Origin of the sequence: Serratia sp. szju (assembly GCF_044594185.1) — a bacterium.
Classification (GTDB): Bacteria; Pseudomonadota; Gammaproteobacteria; order Enterobacterales; family Enterobacteriaceae; genus Serratia; species Serratia bockelmannii.
The window spans coordinates 499340-517812 of record NZ_CP172576.1 but is presented as its reverse complement, the minus strand read 5'-3'; the positions used below and the strand labels follow the sequence as shown (position 1 = coordinate 517812).

Annotated in this window: 18 protein-coding genes; 9 read left to right on the top strand and 9 right to left on the bottom strand. The window is 61.0% G+C overall.

Annotation, left to right across the window (positions count from 1 at the left end; genetic code table 11):
* Nucleotides 1-12: 12 nt before the first annotated feature.
* Both ftsZ and lpxC read left to right on the top strand, forming a co-directional pair.
* On the top strand, nucleotides 13-1167 hold the full coding sequence (gene ftsZ / locus RE418_RS02595) for a cell division protein FtsZ (protein WP_004932757.1): 1155 nt from the start codon (nucleotides 13-15) through the stop codon (nucleotides 1165-1167).
* Between the two features lie 103 nt (nucleotides 1168-1270).
* Nucleotides 1271-2188: a UDP-3-O-acyl-N-acetylglucosamine deacetylase gene (lpxC, locus tag RE418_RS02590; RefSeq protein WP_004932754.1), complete on the top strand. Its 918-nt coding sequence runs from the start codon at nucleotides 1271-1273 to the stop codon at nucleotides 2186-2188.
* Nucleotides 2189-2289: 101 nt separating this feature from the next.
* Here lpxC and RE418_RS02585 read toward each other — a convergent pair whose 3' ends face one another.
* The gene (locus RE418_RS02585) at nucleotides 2290-2805 is read right to left on the bottom strand and encodes a DUF721 domain-containing protein (protein ID WP_089180564.1); all 516 of its coding nucleotides are present in this window, start codon (nucleotides 2803-2805) and stop codon (nucleotides 2290-2292) included.
* A gap of 26 nt (nucleotides 2806-2831) precedes the next feature.
* Here RE418_RS02585 and secM point away from each other — a divergent pair, with 26 nt between their 5' ends.
* The 3 genes from secM (at nucleotide 2832) to mutT (ending at nucleotide 6638) form a co-directional block, all read left to right on the top strand.
* Complete coding sequence (gene secM / locus RE418_RS02580; protein ID WP_049204789.1) at nucleotides 2832-3362, top strand: secA translation cis-regulator SecM; 531 nt, start codon at nucleotides 2832-2834, stop codon at nucleotides 3360-3362.
* Nucleotides 3363-3444: 82 nt separating this feature from the next.
* On the top strand, nucleotides 3445-6153 hold the full coding sequence (secA, locus tag RE418_RS02575; protein ID WP_025301576.1) for a preprotein translocase subunit SecA: 2709 nt from the start codon (nucleotides 3445-3447) through the stop codon (nucleotides 6151-6153).
* A gap of 80 nt (nucleotides 6154-6233) precedes the next feature.
* Complete coding sequence (gene mutT, locus RE418_RS02570) at nucleotides 6234-6638, top strand: 8-oxo-dGTP diphosphatase MutT (protein WP_049204788.1); 405 nt, start codon at nucleotides 6234-6236, stop codon at nucleotides 6636-6638.
* 39 nt (nucleotides 6639-6677) lie between these two features.
* Here the strand turns inward: mutT and yacG are convergent, their stop codons facing one another.
* Genes yacG through coaE form a run of 3 tightly spaced genes read right to left on the bottom strand, consistent with a single transcriptional unit; the run spans nucleotide 6678 to nucleotide 8293 of the window.
* Nucleotides 6678-6869 (bottom strand): DNA gyrase inhibitor YacG, encoded by a 192-nt coding sequence (gene yacG / locus RE418_RS02565; protein WP_025301578.1) that lies wholly within the window; start codon nucleotides 6867-6869, stop codon nucleotides 6678-6680.
* A gap of 51 nt (nucleotides 6870-6920) precedes the next feature.
* A complete protein-coding gene (zapD, locus tag RE418_RS02560; protein WP_025301579.1) occupies nucleotides 6921-7673 on the bottom strand; it encodes a cell division protein ZapD in 753 nt (250 codons plus the stop codon).
* 5 nt (nucleotides 7674-7678) lie between these two features.
* Nucleotides 7679-8293, bottom strand: coding sequence for a dephospho-CoA kinase (gene coaE / locus RE418_RS02555; protein WP_089180565.1), 615 nt, complete (start codon nucleotides 8291-8293; stop codon nucleotides 7679-7681).
* A gap of 362 nt (nucleotides 8294-8655) precedes the next feature.
* Here coaE and RE418_RS02550 point away from each other — a divergent pair, with 362 nt between their 5' ends.
* A complete protein-coding gene (locus RE418_RS02550) occupies nucleotides 8656-9699 on the top strand; it encodes a GMP reductase (protein ID WP_049204784.1) in 1044 nt (347 codons plus the stop codon).
* 54 nt (nucleotides 9700-9753) lie between these two features.
* Here RE418_RS02550 and hofC read toward each other — a convergent pair whose 3' ends face one another.
* From hofC to nadC, 4 genes are all read right to left on the bottom strand, one after another.
* A complete protein-coding gene (gene hofC, locus RE418_RS02545) occupies nucleotides 9754-10953 on the bottom strand; it encodes a protein transport protein HofC (RefSeq protein ID WP_089180566.1) in 1200 nt (399 codons plus the stop codon).
* Nucleotides 10950-12392, bottom strand: a complete 1443-nt coding sequence (gene gspE / locus RE418_RS02540) for a type II secretion system protein GspE (protein ID WP_049207265.1) — start codon at nucleotides 12390-12392, stop codon at nucleotides 10950-10952. The genes hofC and gspE overlap by 4 nt, the downstream gene beginning before the upstream one ends.
* A 5-nt stretch (nucleotides 12393-12397) precedes the next feature.
* A complete protein-coding gene (ppdD, locus tag RE418_RS02535; protein WP_025301583.1) occupies nucleotides 12398-12835 on the bottom strand; it encodes a prepilin peptidase-dependent pilin in 438 nt (145 codons plus the stop codon).
* A 189-nt stretch (nucleotides 12836-13024) separates the two neighbouring features.
* Nucleotides 13025-13915: a carboxylating nicotinate-nucleotide diphosphorylase gene (nadC, locus tag RE418_RS02530; protein WP_025301584.1), complete on the bottom strand. Its 891-nt coding sequence runs from the start codon at nucleotides 13913-13915 to the stop codon at nucleotides 13025-13027.
* Nucleotides 13916-13999: 84 nt separating this feature from the next.
* Here nadC and ampD point away from each other — a divergent pair, with 84 nt between their 5' ends.
* Both ampD and ampE read left to right on the top strand, forming a co-directional pair.
* Nucleotides 14000-14596 (top strand): 1,6-anhydro-N-acetylmuramyl-L-alanine amidase AmpD, encoded by a 597-nt coding sequence (gene ampD, locus RE418_RS02525; protein WP_025301585.1) that lies wholly within the window; start codon nucleotides 14000-14002, stop codon nucleotides 14594-14596.
* Entirely contained in the window at nucleotides 14596-15450 is an 855-nt protein-coding gene (gene ampE, locus RE418_RS02520; RefSeq protein WP_025301586.1) for a beta-lactamase regulator AmpE, read from the top strand. The genes ampD and ampE overlap by 1 nt, the downstream gene beginning before the upstream one ends.
* 60 nt (nucleotides 15451-15510) lie before the next feature.
* On the opposite strand, the gene hemL is transcribed toward ampE, so the two are convergent.
* On the bottom strand, nucleotides 15511-16800 hold the full coding sequence (gene hemL / locus RE418_RS02515; RefSeq protein ID WP_025301587.1) for a glutamate-1-semialdehyde 2,1-aminomutase: 1290 nt from the start codon (nucleotides 16798-16800) through the stop codon (nucleotides 15511-15513).
* Between the two features lie 174 nt (nucleotides 16801-16974).
* Between hemL and clcA the strand changes: the two genes are divergently transcribed.
* Complete coding sequence (gene clcA, locus RE418_RS02510; RefSeq protein ID WP_060448159.1) at nucleotides 16975-18414, top strand: H(+)/Cl(-) exchange transporter ClcA; 1440 nt, start codon at nucleotides 16975-16977, stop codon at nucleotides 18412-18414.
* Nucleotides 18415-18473 lie beyond the last annotated feature (59 nt).

Sequence of the window (18473 nt, the reverse complement as noted above, 5' to 3'; positions counted from 1 at the left end):
CGGAGAGAAACTATGTTTGAACCAATGGAACTAACCAATGACGCGGTGATTAAAGTCATCGGCGTCGGCGGCGGCGGTGGCAACGCCGTTGAACACATGGTGCGCGAGCGCATCGAAGGTGTTGAATTCTTCGCTGTGAACACGGACGCCCAGGCGCTCCGCAAAACGGCGGTTGGCCAAACCATCCAGATTGGTAGCGGTATTACCAAAGGTCTGGGTGCGGGCGCGAACCCTGAAGTGGGTCGCAATTCAGCGGAAGAAGACCGCGAAGCCCTGCGCGCAGCGCTGGACGGCGCAGACATGGTCTTCATCGCAGCCGGCATGGGCGGCGGTACCGGTACCGGTGCGGCGCCAGTGGTGGCTGAAGTGGCTAAAGATTTGGGTATTCTGACCGTGGCCGTGGTGACCAAGCCTTTCAACTTCGAAGGCAAGAAGCGCATGGCATTCGCGGAGCAGGGTATCGCTGAACTGTCCAAACACGTGGACTCGCTGATCACCATCCCGAACGACAAATTGCTGAAAGTTCTGGGTCGCGGCATCTCTCTGCTGGACGCGTTCGGCGCGGCCAACGACGTGCTGAAAGGCGCGGTGCAGGGTATCGCCGAGCTGATCACCCGTCCGGGCCTGATGAACGTCGACTTCGCCGACGTGCGCACCGTGATGTCCGAAATGGGCTACGCGATGATGGGTTCCGGCGTGGCTTGCGGTGAAGACCGCGCCGAAGAAGCGGCCGAAATGGCGATCTCCAGCCCACTGCTGGAAGACATCGACCTGTCCGGCGCGCGCGGCGTGTTGGTCAACATTACCGCTGGCTTCGACCTGCGTCTGGATGAGTTCGAAACCGTGGGTAACACCATCCGCGCGTTCGCTTCCGACAACGCTACCGTGGTTATCGGTACCTCGCTGGATCCAGAAATGAACGACGAACTGCGCGTAACCGTGGTTGCAACCGGTATCGGTATGGACAAGCGTCCTGAAATCACCCTGGTGACCAATAAGCAGGCCAGCCAGCCGGTGATGGATCACCGTTATCAGCAGCACGGCATGTCGCCTCTGCCGCAGGAAGTGAAACCTGCCGCGAAGGTGGTCAACGACCAAGCTGCGCAGCCGAATAAAGAGCCCGACTATCTTGATATTCCAGCCTTCCTGCGTAAGCAGGCAGACTAAGAATATCCTGAGAATTTGGAATCTCCGCTCTTTGTGCTAAACTGTCCCGCCAGCCATGCTGTATGCTTGGCTGGTAGGATGGATAACATTGCGAGATAAAACGATGATCAAACAAAGGACATTAAAACGTATTGTTCAGGCGACTGGCGTCGGTTTGCATACCGGCAAGAAAGTCACGCTGACAATGCGCCCAGCGCCGGCTAATACCGGGGTCATCTATCGTCGCACTGACTTGAATCCACCGGTTGATTTTCCGGCTGATGCAAAATCCGTGCGTGATACCATGCTCTGTACTTGCCTGGTGAATGAGCATGACGTGCGTATTTCGACCGTTGAGCACCTCAACGCCGCGCTGGCTGGGCTGGGCATCGACAACATCGTCATTGAAGTCGACGCCGCTGAAATCCCAATCATGGACGGCAGCGCCAGTCCGTTCGTGTTCTTGCTGCTGGATGCCGGCATCGAAGAACTGAACTCGGCGAAGAAATTCCTGCGTCTGAAAGAGACTGTGCGTGTTGAAGATGGCGATAAATGGGCCGAGCTGTCCCCGCATAACGGGTTCCGCCTGGACTTCACCATCGACTTCAACCACCCGGCTATCGACGCCAGCTCTCAGCGCTATCGCCTTGATTTCTCGGCTGAGTCTTTCGTGCGTCAAATCAGCCGCGCGCGCACCTTCGGGTTTATGCGTGACATCGAATACCTGCAGTCCCGTGGCCTGGCCCTGGGCGGCAGCTTCGATTGCGCCATCGTGGTAGATGATTACCGCGTGCTGAACGAAGACGGTCTGCGTTTCGAAGACGAATTCGTACGTCACAAAATGCTGGACGCCATCGGCGACCTGTTCATGTGCGGCCACAACATCATTGGCGCGTTCACCGCGTTCAAGTCTGGCCACGCGCTGAACAACAAACTGCTGCAGGCCGTGTTGGCCAAGCAGGAAGCGTGGGAATACGTGACCTTCCAGGACGAAGCCGAAATGCCATTGGCATTCAAGGCACCGTCTACCGTATTGGCGTAAGGTCTGAATTCCTCGCCTGCGAATAACGGCAGGCGCATCTCCTGAGAGCCTGAGCATTCAGGCTCGTGATGCCGTCTGGTGTTTTGCAGCTGTGTCGCTGATTACTTATCACGACTGGTTGTGTTGGTACCCTCTCCGGCCAATGCAGCCAGCCGTTCCAATATCTTGCGCAGCTTTTCCGGGCTACGGCTCGCCAATCCTTTCAGTTCCTTCGCACTTTCCAGACTCAAATGCCGCATTGGCACGGGTTTTTCAGGCGCTTTTTCGGCGTTTTGCACCTGGTTGCTGCCTTTCGCCATCAAGGCCGGATTAATCCTGATGTCGATCGACGACAATGATGGTAGAATTTGCGCTCGTAGTGCAGACAGCAAAGCGGGTTGTTCGTAGCGCAAGCGCATCATCCAACTGGCATTTGCCGTTTCGAGCACTAAAATACCCTGTCGGAAATTCGCGACGCGGCACCAGGGATGCAGGGGAGCGGGCAACAGGCCCTTCACTGCACGGTTAAGCTTGAGCAGCGCCACCGCGCGTTGCTGGACGTTTTGCAGCGTCCCTTTGCTGCCGGCAGACGCGTCGTCGAACAGGACATCTAATAATTGTGGACGGCTATCGCGCATAATGGGCTCCGGCGGATTATAAACTCGTGATCGGTATTCTAAATCGTTGGCGACAATTTGGCAGACGTTATTTCTGGCCCCATCTCCTGTTAGGGATGGTTGCGGCCACGCTTGGCGCACCTTCCAATTTGTCCGGCGCCCCCGATCAGGCCGCACTGCCGAGCACATCGTCCAGCCTTAACCGGCAAAATTCGGCCAACGGCACCTTCAACAGCCTGGCCCTGCTGCAGGACGCACATCGCCGTCCTACCTTCAGCGTAGATTATTGGCAGCAACATGCGCTGCGCACCGTCATTCGTCACCTCTCTTTCGCGCTGGCGCCGCAGGCGGTTTATGCGCGGGTGCAGGAAAGCGAAGCCGAAGCGGAACCCCCTTTGCAGGTAGCGCAACTGGCGCTGCTTTCTACTCTCAACGCGCTGCTGACGCACGAGCCGAAGCCGCCGACCATCATTCGCCACACCCACCTTGAGGTGCTGCCCACGCTGGCGCGCCACCAGACCGGCCTGTGGGTGGCGCAGGTGCAGGGCATTCGCGCCGGGCCAGCCGCTCTCGTCTGACTTCGCCCTTCGGGCACAAAAACCATAAATAATAGCAAGTTGACTGCCGTGTTCGGCCGTCATGACAGAGATATCAAACATCATGTTAGTGAAATTATTAACCAAAGTTTTTGGCAGCCGTAACGATCGTACCCTGCGCCGCATGCGCAAAGTGGTTGAGCAGATCAACCGCATGGAACCGGACATGGAAAAACTGTCCGATGACGAGCTGAAAGCGAAAACCAACGAGTTCCGCGCGCGCCTGGAGAAAGGCGAGTCGTTGGACAGCCTGATCCCGGAAGCCTTCGCCGTGGTGCGTGAGGCGAGCAAGCGCGTGTTCGGCATGCGTCACTTCGACGTGCAGCTGCTGGGCGGCATGGTGCTGAACGATCGCTGCATCGCCGAGATGCGCACCGGTGAAGGTAAAACCCTGACCGCGACGCTGCCGGCTTATCTGAACGCCCTGAGCGGCCGCGGCGTGCACGTCGTGACCGTCAACGACTATCTGGCGCAGCGTGACGCCGAAAACAACCGTCCGTTGTTCGAGTTCCTCGGCCTGAGCATCGGTATCAACCTGCCGGGCATGCCGGCGCCGGCCAAGCGTGAAGCTTACGCCGCCGACATCACCTACGGTACCAACAACGAATACGGCTTCGACTACCTGCGCGACAACATGGCGTTCAGCCCGGAAGAGCGGGTGCAGCGTAAATTGCACTATGCGTTGGTGGATGAGGTGGACTCCATCCTGATCGATGAAGCGCGTACGCCGCTGATCATCTCCGGCCCGGCAGAAGACAGCTCCGAGATGTACATCAAGGTCAACAAGCTGATCCCTAAACTGATCCGTCAGGAAAAAGAAGACTCCGACACCTTCAAGGGTGAAGGGCACTTCTCGGTGGATGAGAAGGCGCGCCAGGTCCACCTGACCGAACGCGGCCTGATCCTGATCGAAGAGATGCTGGTGGAAGCTGGCATCATGGATGAAGGCGAATCGCTGTACTCGCCGACCAACATCATGCTGATGCACCACGTTACCGCCGCGCTGCGTGCCCACGTGCTGTTTACCCGCGACGTGGACTACATCGTGAAAGACGGCGAAGTGATCATCGTCGATGAGCACACCGGCCGTACCATGCAGGGCCGCCGCTGGTCCGACGGTTTGCACCAGGCGGTGGAAGCCAAAGAAGGCGTGGAGATCCAGAACGAGAACCAGACGCTGGCTTCGATTACCTTCCAGAACTACTTCCGTCTGTACGAGAAGCTGGCCGGGATGACCGGTACCGCCGATACCGAAGCCTTCGAATTCAGCTCGATCTACAAGCTGGACACCATCGTGGTGCCAACCAACCGTCCGATGATCCGTAAGGATATGCCGGATCTGGTGTACATGACCGAGAAAGAGAAGATCGGTGCCATCATCGAAGACATCCGCGAGCGTACCGCCAAAGGCCAGCCGGTGCTGGTGGGTACCATCTCAATCGAGAAATCCGAAGTGGTTTCCCATGAGCTGACCAAAGCGGGTATCGAGCACAAGGTGCTGAACGCCAAATTCCACGCCATGGAGGCGGACATCGTCGCCCAGGCGGGTCAGAGCGGTGCGGTGACCATCGCCACCAACATGGCGGGCCGCGGTACCGATATCGTGCTGGGCGGCAGCTGGCAGGCCGAAGTGGCGCTGCTGGAAGAACCGACCGAAGAGCAAATTGAAGCCATCAAAGCCGCCTGGAAAGTGCGCCACGATGCGGTGCTGGCTGCGGGCGGCCTGCATATCATCGGCACCGAGCGCCATGAATCGCGCCGTATCGATAACCAGCTGCGCGGCCGTTCCGGTCGTCAGGGCGACGCCGGTTCATCCCGCTTCTACCTGTCGATGGAAGATGCCCTGATGCGTATCTTCGCCTCGGATCGCGTGTCTGGCATGATGCGTAAACTGGGTATGAAAGAAGGTGAGGCGATTGAGCACCCGTGGGTGACCAAGGCGATTGCCAACGCTCAGCGCAAGGTGGAGAGCCGTAACTTCGATATCCGTAAGCAACTGCTGGAATACGACGATGTCGCCAACGATCAGCGCCGCGCTATCTACAGCCAGCGTAACGAATTGCTGGACGTGTCCGACGTGAGCGAAACCATCGCCAGCATCCGCGAGGACGTGTTCAAGAGCACCATCGACAACTACATCACGCCGCAGTCGCTGGAAGAAGAGTGGGACATTCAGGGGCTGGAAGAGCGCCTGAAGAACGACTTCGATCTGGAGATGCCAATTGCCCAGTGGCTGGACAAAGAGCCGGAGCTGCACGAAGAGACGCTGCGCGAACGTATTCTGGAGAACGCCAAAGAGCAGTACCTGCGTAAGGAAGACGTGGTCGGCAGCGAAATGATGCGCAACTTCGAGAAGGGCGTGATGCTGCAGACGCTGGATTCCCTGTGGAAAGAGCACCTGGCGGCGATGGACTACCTGCGTCAGGGCATCCACCTGCGCGGCTATGCGCAGAAGGATCCGAAGCAGGAGTACAAGCGCGAATCCTTCAACATGTTCGCCACCATGCTGGAATCGCTGAAATATGAAGTGATCAGCGTGCTGAGCAAGGTACAGGTGCGGATGCCGGAAGAAGTGGAAGCGCTGGAACAGCAGCGCCGTGAAGAGGCTGAGCGCCTGGCGCAGCAGCAACAGCTGAGCCACCACGACGAGAACGCGCTGGTGACCGAAGATCCGAACGCGCCGGCGACCGCCGAGCGCAAAGTGGGCCGCAACGATCCTTGCCCATGCGGTTCCGGCAAGAAATACAAGCAGTGCCACGGCCGCCTGCAGTAATGCCGGCTGCGGTTAACCGATAACACCCAGGGGTTCAGCTTGCTGAGCCCCTGTTTTTTGGCACCCATCAGGAGGGTGAGATGAAACATCTGAATATCGCCGTGGGCATCATCCGCAATGCTCAACGGGAGATCTTTATTACCCGCCGCGCCGCTGACACGCACATGGCCGGATTTTGGGAGTTTCCCGGCGGCAAGATCGAACCGGGTGAGACGCCGGAACAGGCCCTGAGCCGCGAGTTGCACGAAGAGACCGGTATCGAAGCCGAGCGGGCCGAACTGTTGGAGGTGGTGGAACATCGTTTCAGCGATCGCATCGTGACACTGAATTTTTATCTGGTGGAGCGTTGGGCGGGCGAGCCGTTTGGCCGTGAGGGGCAGCCGATGCGCTGGGTAAAACAGGCCGATCTGCGTGAAGACGAGTTCCCGGAAGCCAACGTCGGCATTATTCAACTGCTGGTAGCGCAGGCGAACGCCGCGCAATAACAAGATTGGCCTGGCGTCCGCCAGGCCTTCAACCGGCGACTAGCGATCGTCGAGTTCGCTCCAGTCTTCGCTTTCCGACAGATCGCTGTTGCTCGGAATGCGCTTCTCTTCATCGGCCCACTCGCCAAGATCAATCAGCTGGCAGCGCTTGCTGCAAAACGGCCGGAACGGGCTGACTTCACCCCAAACCACGCCGGTGCCACAGGTTGGGCATTTCACTACGGTCGTCATAACGGTTCCTTACGCCTTCTGTCAGTGCTGAGAAGGCTTGCTTTCATGAGTTCAACAACAGGCCAATTCGAACGTCAGGCGTTCAGGCACCACGCCATTTTCGCTGTCCAGCGGCAGGAAACGAATGGCATAACGCGTCTTGTGGCCAGAAATCTGCGGATAAAGCTGCGGCGCCAGATGGAGGCGCAGGCGTAGCAGATCCGCCCCTTCGGCGTTGTCCTGGAAAAAGCCGTTCAGGCTGATTTGATTGCGGAACGGCCCCGACTGACGGATCAGATCCAGCACCATGATCAGCGCCTGGTTCAGCGGATCCAACGATTGCAGCCAGGCGGCGACGTCGGCGTCGCGATCCTGCTGCGGCGCGTGCATCCACATGTGCAGGGTTGGCAGATCGAAGCTGCAGCAGCCGCCGGGAATGTTCAGCCGCTGGCGCACCAGGCCGATCAGCCGGTCTTCACGCAGCGCCTGACCGAGGCGCGGCGCCGCCATCAGCGCCGATGAGCGCGACTTCAACTGGCCGCGCAGCTGATCGATCAGCGCCATATCCACGCCCGGCACATCGGCCCAGGCCAACAGTTTTTGCTGCTGGCGCTCCAGCTCTTTGAGCAGTTCGGTGCGCACTTCGCCGCGCTCCAGCACGTCCAGCAGGTCGGAGACGGTGCGAAAGAAGGTAAGGGCGATGGCGGTTTCGCTCAGGGCGCGCTGGCCGTGTAGCTGTTGCAGCAGAAATTCGATGCGCAGCCAGGTGCGCATTTTTTCGTTAAGCGGGTGTTCAAAGAGAACGGTTGGGGAAACATCACTCATGCAGTTTAATCCTGTTGGGGCGCTGTTGCCGCCAGTTCAAGGTAGCGACGATGCAGTGCGGCGACCTGTGGCTCTATCCCCTGAGCGGCGCCGCTGTTGTCAATAATGTCATCCGCCACGGCGAGGCGCTGCTGGCGCGTGGCCTGGGCGGCGAGAATGCTCTGCGCTTGCTCGCGGCTGACGCCGTCGCGCGCGATGGTGCGAGCCAACTGGGTCTCAGCGTCGACATCGATCACGAGCACCCGATCGGCGCGATCCTGCAGGCGGTTTTCCACCAGCAGCGGCACCACCCACAGTGCGTACGGGCTGGCAGCCTGCGCCAGTTGGCGTTGGGTCTCGCGGTGTATCAGCGGATGCAGTAGTTGGTTCAGCCAGGTTTTGTCATCGGGGTGGCTGAAGATGCGCTGACGTAGCGCAGCGCGGTTCAACGCACCGTCCGGCAGCAACATTTCATTACCAAATTGTTCGGCGATCGCGGCCAACGCAGGGGTGCCCGGCTCGACGACCTGACGGGCGATCACGTCGGCATCGACAAGGGTTGCGCCGTGGCGCGCAAAGGCGTTCGCGACGGTCGTCTTGCCGCTGCCTATGCCCCCGGTCAACGCAACAATGTAGGCCATGGTGTTAGGTGCATCCGATGTTCATAAAAAAATAATAGACGAATCATAAAGCGATCGCGCAGAAGTGCAAGTCGGCAGGCGGCGCTTGCGCGTCGGCCCCGTTCGGGCGGCGAGAAAAAGCGCAGCGGCACGGCAAAAATGAGCGGGCAATCACACTGCGATTATGCAGGTAAATTTGTCGGATTGTAGCGTAAATAAAGGCGAATTCGCAGTCTTGTTCGGCGATTATTAGCGCGTATTATAACGTCACTGGAACTGGCATTAATCTCGCCGCCGTCTTTTTGCGCCACTGGAAAGCCGTCGGGCAGAGGTTCGAACATCCTCCTTGCGATCCGTCGCCATTAACCAGGAAATCATAAGTCATGCGTATTGAAGAAGATTTGAAGTTGGGTTTTAAAGACGTGTTGATCCGCCCTAAGCGCTCCACGCTGAAAAGCCGTTCCGAGGTTGAACTGGAACGTCAGTTTACCTTCAAGCATTCAGGTTGCAGCTGGTCCGGCGTGCCGATTATCGCCGCCAACATGGACACAGTGGGTACCTTTCGCATGGCCGAGGCCCTGGCTTCTTTCGATGTTCTCACCGCCGTACACAAACATTACAGCGTCGAGCAATGGGCTGATTTCGTGCAGCGCATGCCGGAATCGGTGCTGCGCCACGTGATGGTGTCCACCGGCACTTCCGAAGCCGACTTCACCAAAATGCAGCAGATCCTGGCCCTGTCTCCGGCGCTGAAATTCATCTGTATCGACGTGGCCAACGGTTACTCTGAACACTTCGTCGCCTTCTTGCAGAAAGCGCGCGAAGCCTGCCCGAATCACGTGATCTGCGCCGGCAACGTAGTGACCGGCGAGATGGTGGAAGAGTTGATCCTCTCCGGCGCCGACATCGTTAAAGTCGGCATTGGCCCGGGGTCGGTATGCACCACCCGCGTGAAAACCGGCGTGGGCTATCCGCAGCTGTCGGCGGTAATCGAATGCGCCGATGCGGCCCATGGGCTGGGCGGCCAAATCGTCAGTGACGGCGGCTGCTCGGTGCCGGGCGATGTCGCCAAAGCCTTCGGTGGCGGCGCGGACTTCGTGATGCTGGGTGGCATGCTGGCCGGCCACGACGAGTGCGAAGGCACCGTGGTGGAAGAGAACGGCGAGAAGTTCATGCTGTTCTACGGCATGAGCTCCGAGTCAGCGATGAAGCGCCATGTCGGCGGCGTAGCGGAGTATCGCGCGGCCGAAGGGAAAACCGTCAAGCTGCCGCTGAGGGGCGAGGTGGAGTTTACCGTGCGCGATATCCTCGGCGGCCTGCGTTCCGCCTGCACCTACGTCGGCGCCGAGCGTTTGAAAGAGCTGACCAAGCGCACCACCTTTATCCGCGTGGCAGAGCAGGAAAACCGCGTCTTCGGCAGCAAATAAGCCGCACCTTGCATTCGGGCGCAGCACACCGCGGCGCCCGCTATCCTCTTCCCTTTATCCCAACACGCTGCCCAGTTGAAAGATAGGCAGGTACATGGCGATCACCAAAGCGCCGACAATCCCGCCCACCACCAGCATCAGCAGCGGCTCCAGCGTTTGCGCCAGCGTATCGGCCAGCTCGTGCGTCTGCCGTTCATACCACTGTGCCAATTTATCCAGCAAGGCGTCCAGCGAACCGGACTCTTCGCCCACCCGCACCAACTGCCGGCACAGCGGCGGAAACAGCGGTTGCAGGCCCATGGCATGATGAAAGGCTTCGCCTTCGGCGATCTGCCGTCGCACCTGCTCCAGCGCCTGTCGGTACAGCAGATGGTCAGCCGCCAGCGCCGCCGCGCTCAAGCCTTCCACCAGCGTCAGCCCGGCGCGTTGGGTCATGGTCAGGATGCGAAATGTTTGGCTCAGCGCGCCGCCGCTCACCAGCCGGGCGATCAGCGGCAGGCGAAGCAAGAGTGCCTGTTCACGTCTGCGCCACGGCGGGCGCGGATGCAGCCAGCGGCAGTAGCCGAACAGCGATGCGCCGAGCAGCAGCGCCAAATAGGGGCCAACGGCGATCAGCAGCGCGGACAACTTCAATAGCCCTTGGGTAAACCAGGGCAGTGGCGCATCGAACGATTGATAAACCTTGGCGAATTCCGGCAGCACCATCACCAGCATCAGCACGCTGACCAGCAGCGCCACCGCACAGATGAAGAGGGGATACCGCAGCGCCTTGGTCACCTTGCGGCGCAGCAGCAGTTGGGCTTCTTGCTGTTGTGCCAGCTGCAGGCAGCAGCGATCGAGGTTACCGGTCAGTTCGCCGATGGCGATCAGCTGGCGGTAGATCAGGGGAAAAATCCCCGGTTGTTCGGCGAGGGTTTCGGAAAGCGGTTGCCCTTCGCGCACCTGGTCGGCCAACTGGCGCAGCAGGCAGCGCCAGGCTGTCGAAGGATGCTCTGCTGCCAGCAACTGCAGCGCATCGACCAGCGGCAACCCCGCCTGCAGCAGAGTGGCGAGCTGGCGGGTGAAGTGGATTAAGGGTTCTCCACGCCATTGGCCGGGCGTAACGCGTTTGCCGTGCCCGATTCGGCACGGTTGCATGCCTTGCTCAATCAGTAATCGGCTCACCTGCCGTTTTTCTTCGCTCATCAGTTCGCCGCGGCGTAAGGCGCCCTGAGCGTCGAAAGCCTGCCACAGAAACAGGCGGCGCGCTTTCATGACGTGGTTGCGCCGAGCTGGACGACGTCGATCACGCGATACAGTTCTTCCAGCGAGGTCGTGCCTTCGGCGGCCAGAGTCAGCCCGGCCTGCAGCAGCGAAAGCTGCCCCTGCTCACGGGCGATATTCGCCAGCAGGCTAGGAGCAGCGTTCGCCAGCAGCGCCGCCTGTATTTCCGGCGTAATGGCCAACAGCTCATACACGCCGATGCGCCCATAGTAGCCGCCGAAGCAGTGCTCGCAGCCGTCGGCGCGCCAGGCGGTCAGCGGTTCTGGCCAGATAGCGGTGGGAAAATGCGTCGGCTGGCTTTGCGGATAGCGGCAGTGGCGGCACAGCCTGCGCACCAACCGCTGCGCGACGATCAGCTTCAGGCAGCCGGCGAGCAGGTAGCCGGGGATCCCCATGTGCATCAGCCGCGTCAGGGTTTCGCCAGTGGAGTTGGTATGCAGCGTTGACAGCACCAGGTGGCCAGTTTGCGCGGCCTTGACCGCGATCTCGGCGGTTTCCGCATCGCGGATCTCGCCGATCATGATGACGTCCGGATCCTGGCGCAGCAGGGCGCGCAGCACCCGGGCGAAGCTCAGCTCGGTTTTGGCGTTGATCTGGGTCTGATTAATGCCGAACAGCGGGATCTCGACCGGATCCTCGACGCTGCATAGGTTGCTTTGCGCATCGTTCAACTGGCGCAGACCGCTGTACAGCGTCACCGTCTTGCCGCTGCCGGTCGGGCCGGTCACCAGGATTAACCCTTGCGGGCAGGCCAGCGCCGTCGCGTAGCGCGCCAGATCCGCCCGGCTCATGCCCAGTTTATCCAGCGGCAGCTCCTGCTGCTCACCCTGCTGGACGCGCAGTACCACCTTTTCGCCGTGCAGCGTCGGCAGGGTGGCGATACGCATGGCATAGCGCGCGCTGTCCAGCGTCAGGCTGAGCTGCCCGTCCTGAGGCTGACGGCGCTCGGCGATATCCAACTGGCCGAGGATCTTCAGCCGGGCGATGAGGCGCGCGGTCAGCTGCGGCGGCGGTGAGGCGAGGGTTTGCAGCACGCCGTCGATGCGCAGACGAATGCGAAAATGCTGCCGAAAGGGCTCGAAGTGGATGTCCGAGGCGCGGCGCTGAATGGCCAGGCGCAGCGTCTGGTTGATGAACTGTACCACCGGCGCATCGCCGTCGTCGGGGTAGGCGATATCGGTTGTGTCCTCTTCGGCCGCCAGCGGTGCCGAGAGCGGCTCGTGGTGCTGATTCAGCGCCAGCTCCAACCTGGCCGCCGGCCATTGTTCCAGATGGATGCGTTTGCCGGTGGCGAAACGCAGCGCCGCCAGCAGCCCCTGCGGCGCTTCTTCGCTGAGCGCGACCGTCAGGGTGGTCGGGTCTTCGCTCAGCGCCAGCGCCTGATAGCGCCGACACAGGGTGTGAACCTCTTCGCTGATTTGCGCGTTCATCGCTGCTACTCCGCTGCGTCGTCGAAGCGGAAGACTTCCCGGCACACCTCAACCAGCGTCGCGTTTTCGCTGCTGCACAGCCGGGTCCAGTGGGTCAGCCCATCGGCGTTCGATTTGGGGGTTAACGCCACCGCCAGCCCCTGCAGCGTTTGGGCGCCGGTCAGCGTGATGACGCCTTTAACGACTTTCACCCCGCTGACGTAACGCGACGCGCCGCCGGTGGGAATGCCTTTGCTGCCGGCTTCACAGCCGGCGGGCGCGCCTTCATCCAGCACGCACAGTTCGACCGCCAGTTTATACGGCGCCATGGTTTGCAGCATGTCGGTCATCGCCGCTTTCTGGATGTAGCGCTGGTAGGCGGGAATGCCGATGGCGCTGAGGATGGCGATGATGGCGATCACCACCATCAGTTCGATCAGGCTAAAGCCGCGTTGCGTTTCCATGCGTTGTTTCCTCCATAAGGGTGTGGAAAACAACGGTAGCGGTTTGCGCGGGGGAACGGCGAGCGGGTTTTACGCGTTTCTCGGCGTGCTTCCATCAGTAATGATGCCGTTTGCAGCGGAGGGAAAAACGGTGCGAGGGGCTTCGCAAATCTGCGGTAACGCCCCCGGCGGCGGCCGGGGGCGAGGGGATCATTTGAAGCGCATCGACAGATCGAGCGCGGTCACATGTTTGGTCAGCGCGCCGACCGAAATGTAATCCACGCCGGTCTCGGCGAAGGTGCGCAGCGTCTCGCTGGTGACGTTGCCGGATACCTCCAACTGGGCGCGGCCCTGGGTTTGGGCAACCGCCTGACGCATCATCTCGACGCTGAAGTTGTCCAGCATGATGATGTCGGCGCCGGCGTCCAGCGCCTGCTGCAGTTCATCAAGCGATTCGACTTCCACTTCCACCGGCACGTCGGCGTGCAGCCAGAAGGCTTTTTCCACCGCGTTTTTGATCGAGCCGGAGGCGATGATGTGGTTTTCCTTGATCAGGAAGGCATCGGACAGCCCCAGCCGGTGGTTGCTGCCGCCCCCGCACAGTACGGCATATTTCAACGCGGTGCGCAGGCCGGGCAAGGTCTTGCGGGTATCGAGCAGGCGAGTCTGGGTGCCTTCCAGCAGAGCCACATAGCGGCTGACCTCGGTCGCCACGCCGGAGAGCATCTGCACGAAGTTCAGCGCGGTGCGCTCGCCGGTCAACAGCACCCGCGCAGGGCCGCGCAGCCGGCAAAGCGGTTGGTTCGGTATCAGACGGTCGCCGTCTGCCACCAGCCACTCCACCTGCACCTGGTTGCCCAACTGAATAAAGACTTCGTTCAGCCAGCGGCGGCCACAGAACACGCCGGCTTCGCGGGTAATGACGGTGGCTTCGGCCTGCTTGTCCGCCGGTAACAATTGCGCGGTAATATCGCGCCCGGCGTCAACTTCACCTCCCAGGTCTTCGCGCAGCGCCTGGGCGACGGAATAGGGAATATCACTTTCAATACGTTCAAGAAGCTCGGTACGGCGACGGTCGGCACTGTAGCGGCGTGTCGGCATGGAAAACTCCGAAATGGACGGTTAGATCGTAGGGGAACATGCTACTCTGTTGCAGGAATAAGTACCACCGCAGAGAGGTGTCTGATGCAGTTGGAAAATGGCTGGATTGTCGGGGTGACGCGAGTGGTTTCGCCGCACTGCGATCGTCGCCCGGATGACGAGCCGCCCTCGCTGCTGGTCATCCATAACATCAGCCTGCCGCCCGGCGAATTCGGTGGCCCCTATATCGACCAGCTGTTCACCGGCACGCTCGATCCCGCGCAGCACCCTTATTTCGCCGAGATCCATCAGCTGCGAGTGTCTGCGCACTGCCTGATCCGCCGCGATGGGGAGATCGTGCAGTATGTGCCCTTCGACCAGCGCGCGTGGCACGCGGGCGTTTCTCTGTATCAGGGGCGCGAACGGTGCAACGATTTCTCCATCGGCATCGAGCTGGAAGGCACCGACCAGTTAGCCTACACCGAGGCGCAATATCGCACGCTGCAGGCGGTCACCGCGCTGCTGGCCGAACATTATCCGCCGTTGGCGGCGCATATCGCCGGGCATTGCGATATCGCCCCCGGCCGCAAAACCGATCCCGGGCCGGCGTTCGATTGGGATCGCTATCTGGCATCTCTGGAACAACGCGGCGCGCCTGCCGACGCTATGCTTGAGACAAGAAAAAGGGAGAGGAATCGCTAATGACGCTGTTTACGCTGTTGCTGGTTTTGGCCTGGGAGCGCCTGTTCAAGCTGGGGGAACACTGGCAGCTGGATCATCGCCTCGAAGTGGTATTTCAGCGGCTGCATCGGGTTTCGCTGGCGCAGACGCTGGCGATGACCGCCGCCTGGATGGTTGTCGTCTGGGGCGTTCTGTGGTTGTCGCACGGGTTATTCTTTGGCGTGGTGACGCTGCTGCTGTGGATCGTCATCGATCTGCTGTGCGTCGGCGCCGGCATCAAGCGCAAACACTACCGCGCCTACCTGAAAGCGGCGCGGCAGGGGGATACCCATGCCAGCGATCAGATGGCGGAAGAGCTGGCGTTGATCCACGGTTTGCCGGTGGACTGCAGTGAAGAGCTGCGTCTGCGCGAGCTGCAAAACGCGCTGCTGTGGATCAACTTCCGCTATTACCTGGCGCCGCTGTTCTGGTTCGTGGTCTTTGGGCCGTACGGGCCGATCGCGCTGGCGGGATATGCCTTCCTGCGCGCCTATCAAACCTGGCTGGCGCGCCACAATACGCCGCTGGAGCGTTCGCAGTCGGGCATCGATCACCTGCTGAACTGGCTGGACTGGATCCCGGTGCGTTTGGCCGGGGTGGCCTATGCGCTATTTGGCCACGGCGAGCGGGCGCTGCCGGCCTGGTTCGCCTCGCTGGGGGATCGGCATTCGTCGTCGTATCAGGTGTTGACGCGGCTGGCGCAGTTCTCGCTGGCGCGCGATCCGCATATGGATCCGGTGCAAACGCCGCGCGCGGCGGTGACGCTGGCGCGCAAGGTGACGATGATCATCGTGGTGGTGGTGGCGCTGTTGACCATTTACGGCACGCTGCTGTAAACCGCAGCGAAAAACAAAACGGGCGCCGAGGCGCCCATTTTTTTGGCCATCCGGCCGGGATTACAGCTTGGCGAAGCAGCGACGCGCGGCGTCGATGGTGCGCTGGATGTCTTCTTTGCTGTGCGCCACGGACATGAATCCCGCTTCGAAGGCGGACGGTGCCAGATACACCCCTTCTTCCAACATCAGGTGGAAGAAGCGCTTGAAGCGTTCCACGTCGCACTGCATCACGTCCTGGTAGCAGGTGACCGCCGGCGCGTCGGTGAAGAACAGGCCGAACATGCCGCCGACGTTGTTGACCACCAACGGGATATTCTCTTCCTGCGCCGCATGCAGCAGGCCTGCGGCCAGCATCTCGGTCAGTTCGGTCAGCGTCTGGTGCACGCCAACCTGCGACACTTCGGTCAGGCAAGCGTAGCCCGCCGCCATGGCGATCGGGTTGCCGGACAGGGTGCCCGCCTGGTAGACCGGACCGGTCGGCGCCAGCGCCTCCATCACATCGCGACGGCCGCCGAAGGCGCCCACCGGCATACCCCCGCCGATGATTTTGCCGAGGCAGGTCAGATCCGGCTCAACGCCGTAATAGGACTGCGCGCCGGCCAGCGCCACGCGGAAGCCGGTCATCACTTCGTCGATGATCAAGAGCGCGCCGTACTTGTCGCACAGGGCGCGCAGGCCCGGCAGGAATTCCGGCAGCGGCGGCACGCAGTTCATGTTGCCGGCGACCGGCTCGACGATGATACAGGCGATCTCTGACGGGTACTGTTCGAAGGCGGCGCGCACCGAATCCAGATCGTTATAGGTGCAGGTCAGAGTGTGTTTGGCGAAGTCGGCTGGCACGCCCGGTGAGTTCGGCTGGCCGAGGGTCAGCGCGCCGGAGCCGGCTTTCACCAGCAGGCAGTCGGCGTGGCCGTGGTAGCAGCCTTCGAACTTGATGATTTTATCGCGGTTGGTGTAGCCGCGCGCCAGGCGGATGGCGCTCATGGTGGCTTCGGTGCCCGAGTTCACCATGCGCACCATATCCATCGTCGGCACCAGCTCGGTGACCAGCTGCGCCATTTTGACTTCCATCTCGGTCGGCGCGCCGAAGCTCAGGCCGCGCTGCGCCGCTTCGATCACCGCGTCGCGGATCGCCGGGTGGTTATGCCCCAGCACCATCGGCCCCCAGGAACCGACATAGTCGATATAGGCCTTGCCGTCGGCATCGAACAGGTAAGCCCCGTCTGCGCGCTCGATAAACAGCGGCACACCGCCTACGCCGGTGAATGCACGCACCGGAGAGTTTACCCCGCCGGGGATCAACTGTTGCGCCTGGGCGTACAGACTTTCGGACTTGCTGTGTAGGCTCATAAATCGGCTCCTGGATTCTCTTTTGAATGATTTGACCGCGCTATTCTAGAGGAGAGCGCCGCGTTATGAAACGATCACAGTCAGATACCATTAACGGCAGCGCCCGCCGCCGGGTTGGGGTAGAATTATCGCCCTGCCTATTTGTATTACAAATTACCTGACGAATTATTCGCGATGACAGAATCATACTCACAGCCCGTCGGGACGTTGAGCCCGCGCCTTAGCCGCAGCGATGCGGTGCGCCAGTTTATCCGCCGCGATAAAACGCCGGTGGCGATCTTGTTGATGGCCGCGCTGGTGGGGACGCTGGCTGGTTTGCTTGGCGTGGCCTTCGATAAAGCGGTGGAGTGGGTGCAGCAGCAGCGGCTGGCTTCGCTGGCGCAGGTCGCCGACTCCTGGATCCTGGTGTGGCCGCTGGCGTTTATCCTGTCCGCCGCGCTGGCGGCGCTGGGCTATTACCTGGTGCGGCGCTTTGCGCCTGAGGCGGGCGGCTCGGGCATTCCGGAGATCGAAGGCGCGCTGGAGGAGCTGCGGCCGGTGCGCTGGTGGCGCGTGATACCGGTGAAATTCATCGGCGGCATGGGCACGCTGGGGGCGGGCATGGTGCTGGGGCGCGAAGGGCCCACGGTGCAAATGGGCGGCAACGTCGGGCGCATGGTATTGGACGTGCTGCGCATTCGCGGCGCCGAGGCGCGTCATTCGCTGCTGGCGACCGGGGCCGCCGCCGGGCTGTCCGCCGCGTTCAACGCGCCGCTGGCCGGCATTCTGTTTATCATCGAAGAGATGCGGCCGCAGTTTCGCTACAACCTGATCTCGATTAAAGCGGTGTTTATCGGCGTTATCATGTCGAGCGTGGTGTACCAGCTGTTTAACGGCCAGGGCTCGGTGATCGCGGTCGACAAACTTTCTTCGGCGCCCATCAACACCCTGTGGCTCTATCTGGTGCTGGGGGCGATATTCGGCGCGGTGGGCGTGGGGTTCAACGCGCTGATCTTCCGCACCCAAGACATGTTCGCGCGCCTGCACGGCGGCAGAATGCGCAATATCTTGTTGATGGGTGGGTTGCTCGGCGGCGTGTGTGGCATTCTGGGGTTGATTCAGCCAGAGGCGGCGGGCGGCGGCTTTGGGCTGATCCCGATCGCCGCGGCGGGCAATTACAGCGTCGGCATGTTGATGTTTATCTTCATTACCCGCATCTTCACCACGCTGCTGTGCTTCGGTTCCGGCGCGCCGGGTGGCATCTTTGCGCCGATGCTGGCGCTGGGCACGCTGTTCGGCACCGCCTTCGGGCTGGCGGGGGCGCATCTGTTCCCGCAATACGGCATCGAAGCGGGCACCTTCGCCATCGCCGGTATGGGGGCGCTGTTCGCCGCCACGGTGCGGGCCCCGTTGACCGGTATCGTGCTGGTGCTGGAAATGACCGACAACTACCAGCTGATTTTACCGATGATCATCACCTGCCTCGGCGCCACGGTAGTGGCGCAGCTGCTCGGCGGCAAGCCGCTGTATTCATCGATCTTGGCTCGCACCCTGCAAAGGCAGGAGGCGCAGCTGGCACGGGAAGCGGCGGAGAAAACAGGTAAAGAAAATACAACAAATGCGGTGAATACTTGAACGCAACACTCAGGTATCGGATAATCGTTAATATTAATCAGGCAGCCATAGTCGCGATC

Excerpts from the sequence above, each read along its gene's own strand:
- ftsZ (WP_004932757.1), top strand. The coding sequence starts at position 13 with ATGTTTGAACCAATGGAACTAACCAATGACGCGGTGATTAAAGTCATC.
- lpxC (WP_004932754.1), top strand. The coding sequence starts at position 1,271 with ATGATCAAACAAAGGACATTAAAACGTATTGTTCAGGCGACTGGCGTC.
- RE418_RS02585 (WP_089180564.1), bottom strand. The coding sequence starts at position 2,805 with ATGCGCGATAGCCGTCCACAATTATTAGATGTCCTGTTCGACGACGCG.
- secA (WP_025301576.1), top strand. The coding sequence starts at position 3,445 with ATGTTAGTGAAATTATTAACCAAAGTTTTTGGCAGCCGTAACGATCGT.
- mutT (WP_049204788.1), top strand. The coding sequence starts at position 6,234 with ATGAAACATCTGAATATCGCCGTGGGCATCATCCGCAATGCTCAACGG.
- yacG (WP_025301578.1), bottom strand. The coding sequence starts at position 6,869 with ATGACGACCGTAGTGAAATGCCCAACCTGTGGCACCGGCGTGGTTTGG.
- zapD (WP_025301579.1), bottom strand. The coding sequence starts at position 7,673 with ATGAGTGATGTTTCCCCAACCGTTCTCTTTGAACACCCGCTTAACGAA.
- coaE (WP_089180565.1), bottom strand. The coding sequence starts at position 8,293 with ATGGCCTACATTGTTGCGTTGACCGGGGGCATAGGCAGCGGCAAGACG.
- RE418_RS02550 (WP_049204784.1), top strand. The coding sequence starts at position 8,656 with ATGCGTATTGAAGAAGATTTGAAGTTGGGTTTTAAAGACGTGTTGATC.
- hofC (WP_089180566.1), bottom strand. The coding sequence starts at position 10,953 with ATGAAAGCGCGCCGCCTGTTTCTGTGGCAGGCTTTCGACGCTCAGGGC.
- gspE (WP_049207265.1), bottom strand. The coding sequence starts at position 12,392 with ATGAACGCGCAAATCAGCGAAGAGGTTCACACCCTGTGTCGGCGCTAT.
- ppdD (WP_025301583.1), bottom strand. The coding sequence starts at position 12,835 with ATGGAAACGCAACGCGGCTTTAGCCTGATCGAACTGATGGTGGTGATC.
- nadC (WP_025301584.1), bottom strand. The coding sequence starts at position 13,915 with ATGCCGACACGCCGCTACAGTGCCGACCGTCGCCGTACCGAGCTTCTT.
- ampD (WP_025301585.1), top strand. The coding sequence starts at position 14,000 with ATGCAGTTGGAAAATGGCTGGATTGTCGGGGTGACGCGAGTGGTTTCG.
- ampE (WP_025301586.1), top strand. The coding sequence starts at position 14,596 with ATGACGCTGTTTACGCTGTTGCTGGTTTTGGCCTGGGAGCGCCTGTTC.
- hemL (WP_025301587.1), bottom strand. The coding sequence starts at position 16,800 with ATGAGCCTACACAGCAAGTCCGAAAGTCTGTACGCCCAGGCGCAACAG.
- clcA (WP_060448159.1), top strand. The coding sequence starts at position 16,975 with ATGACAGAATCATACTCACAGCCCGTCGGGACGTTGAGCCCGCGCCTT.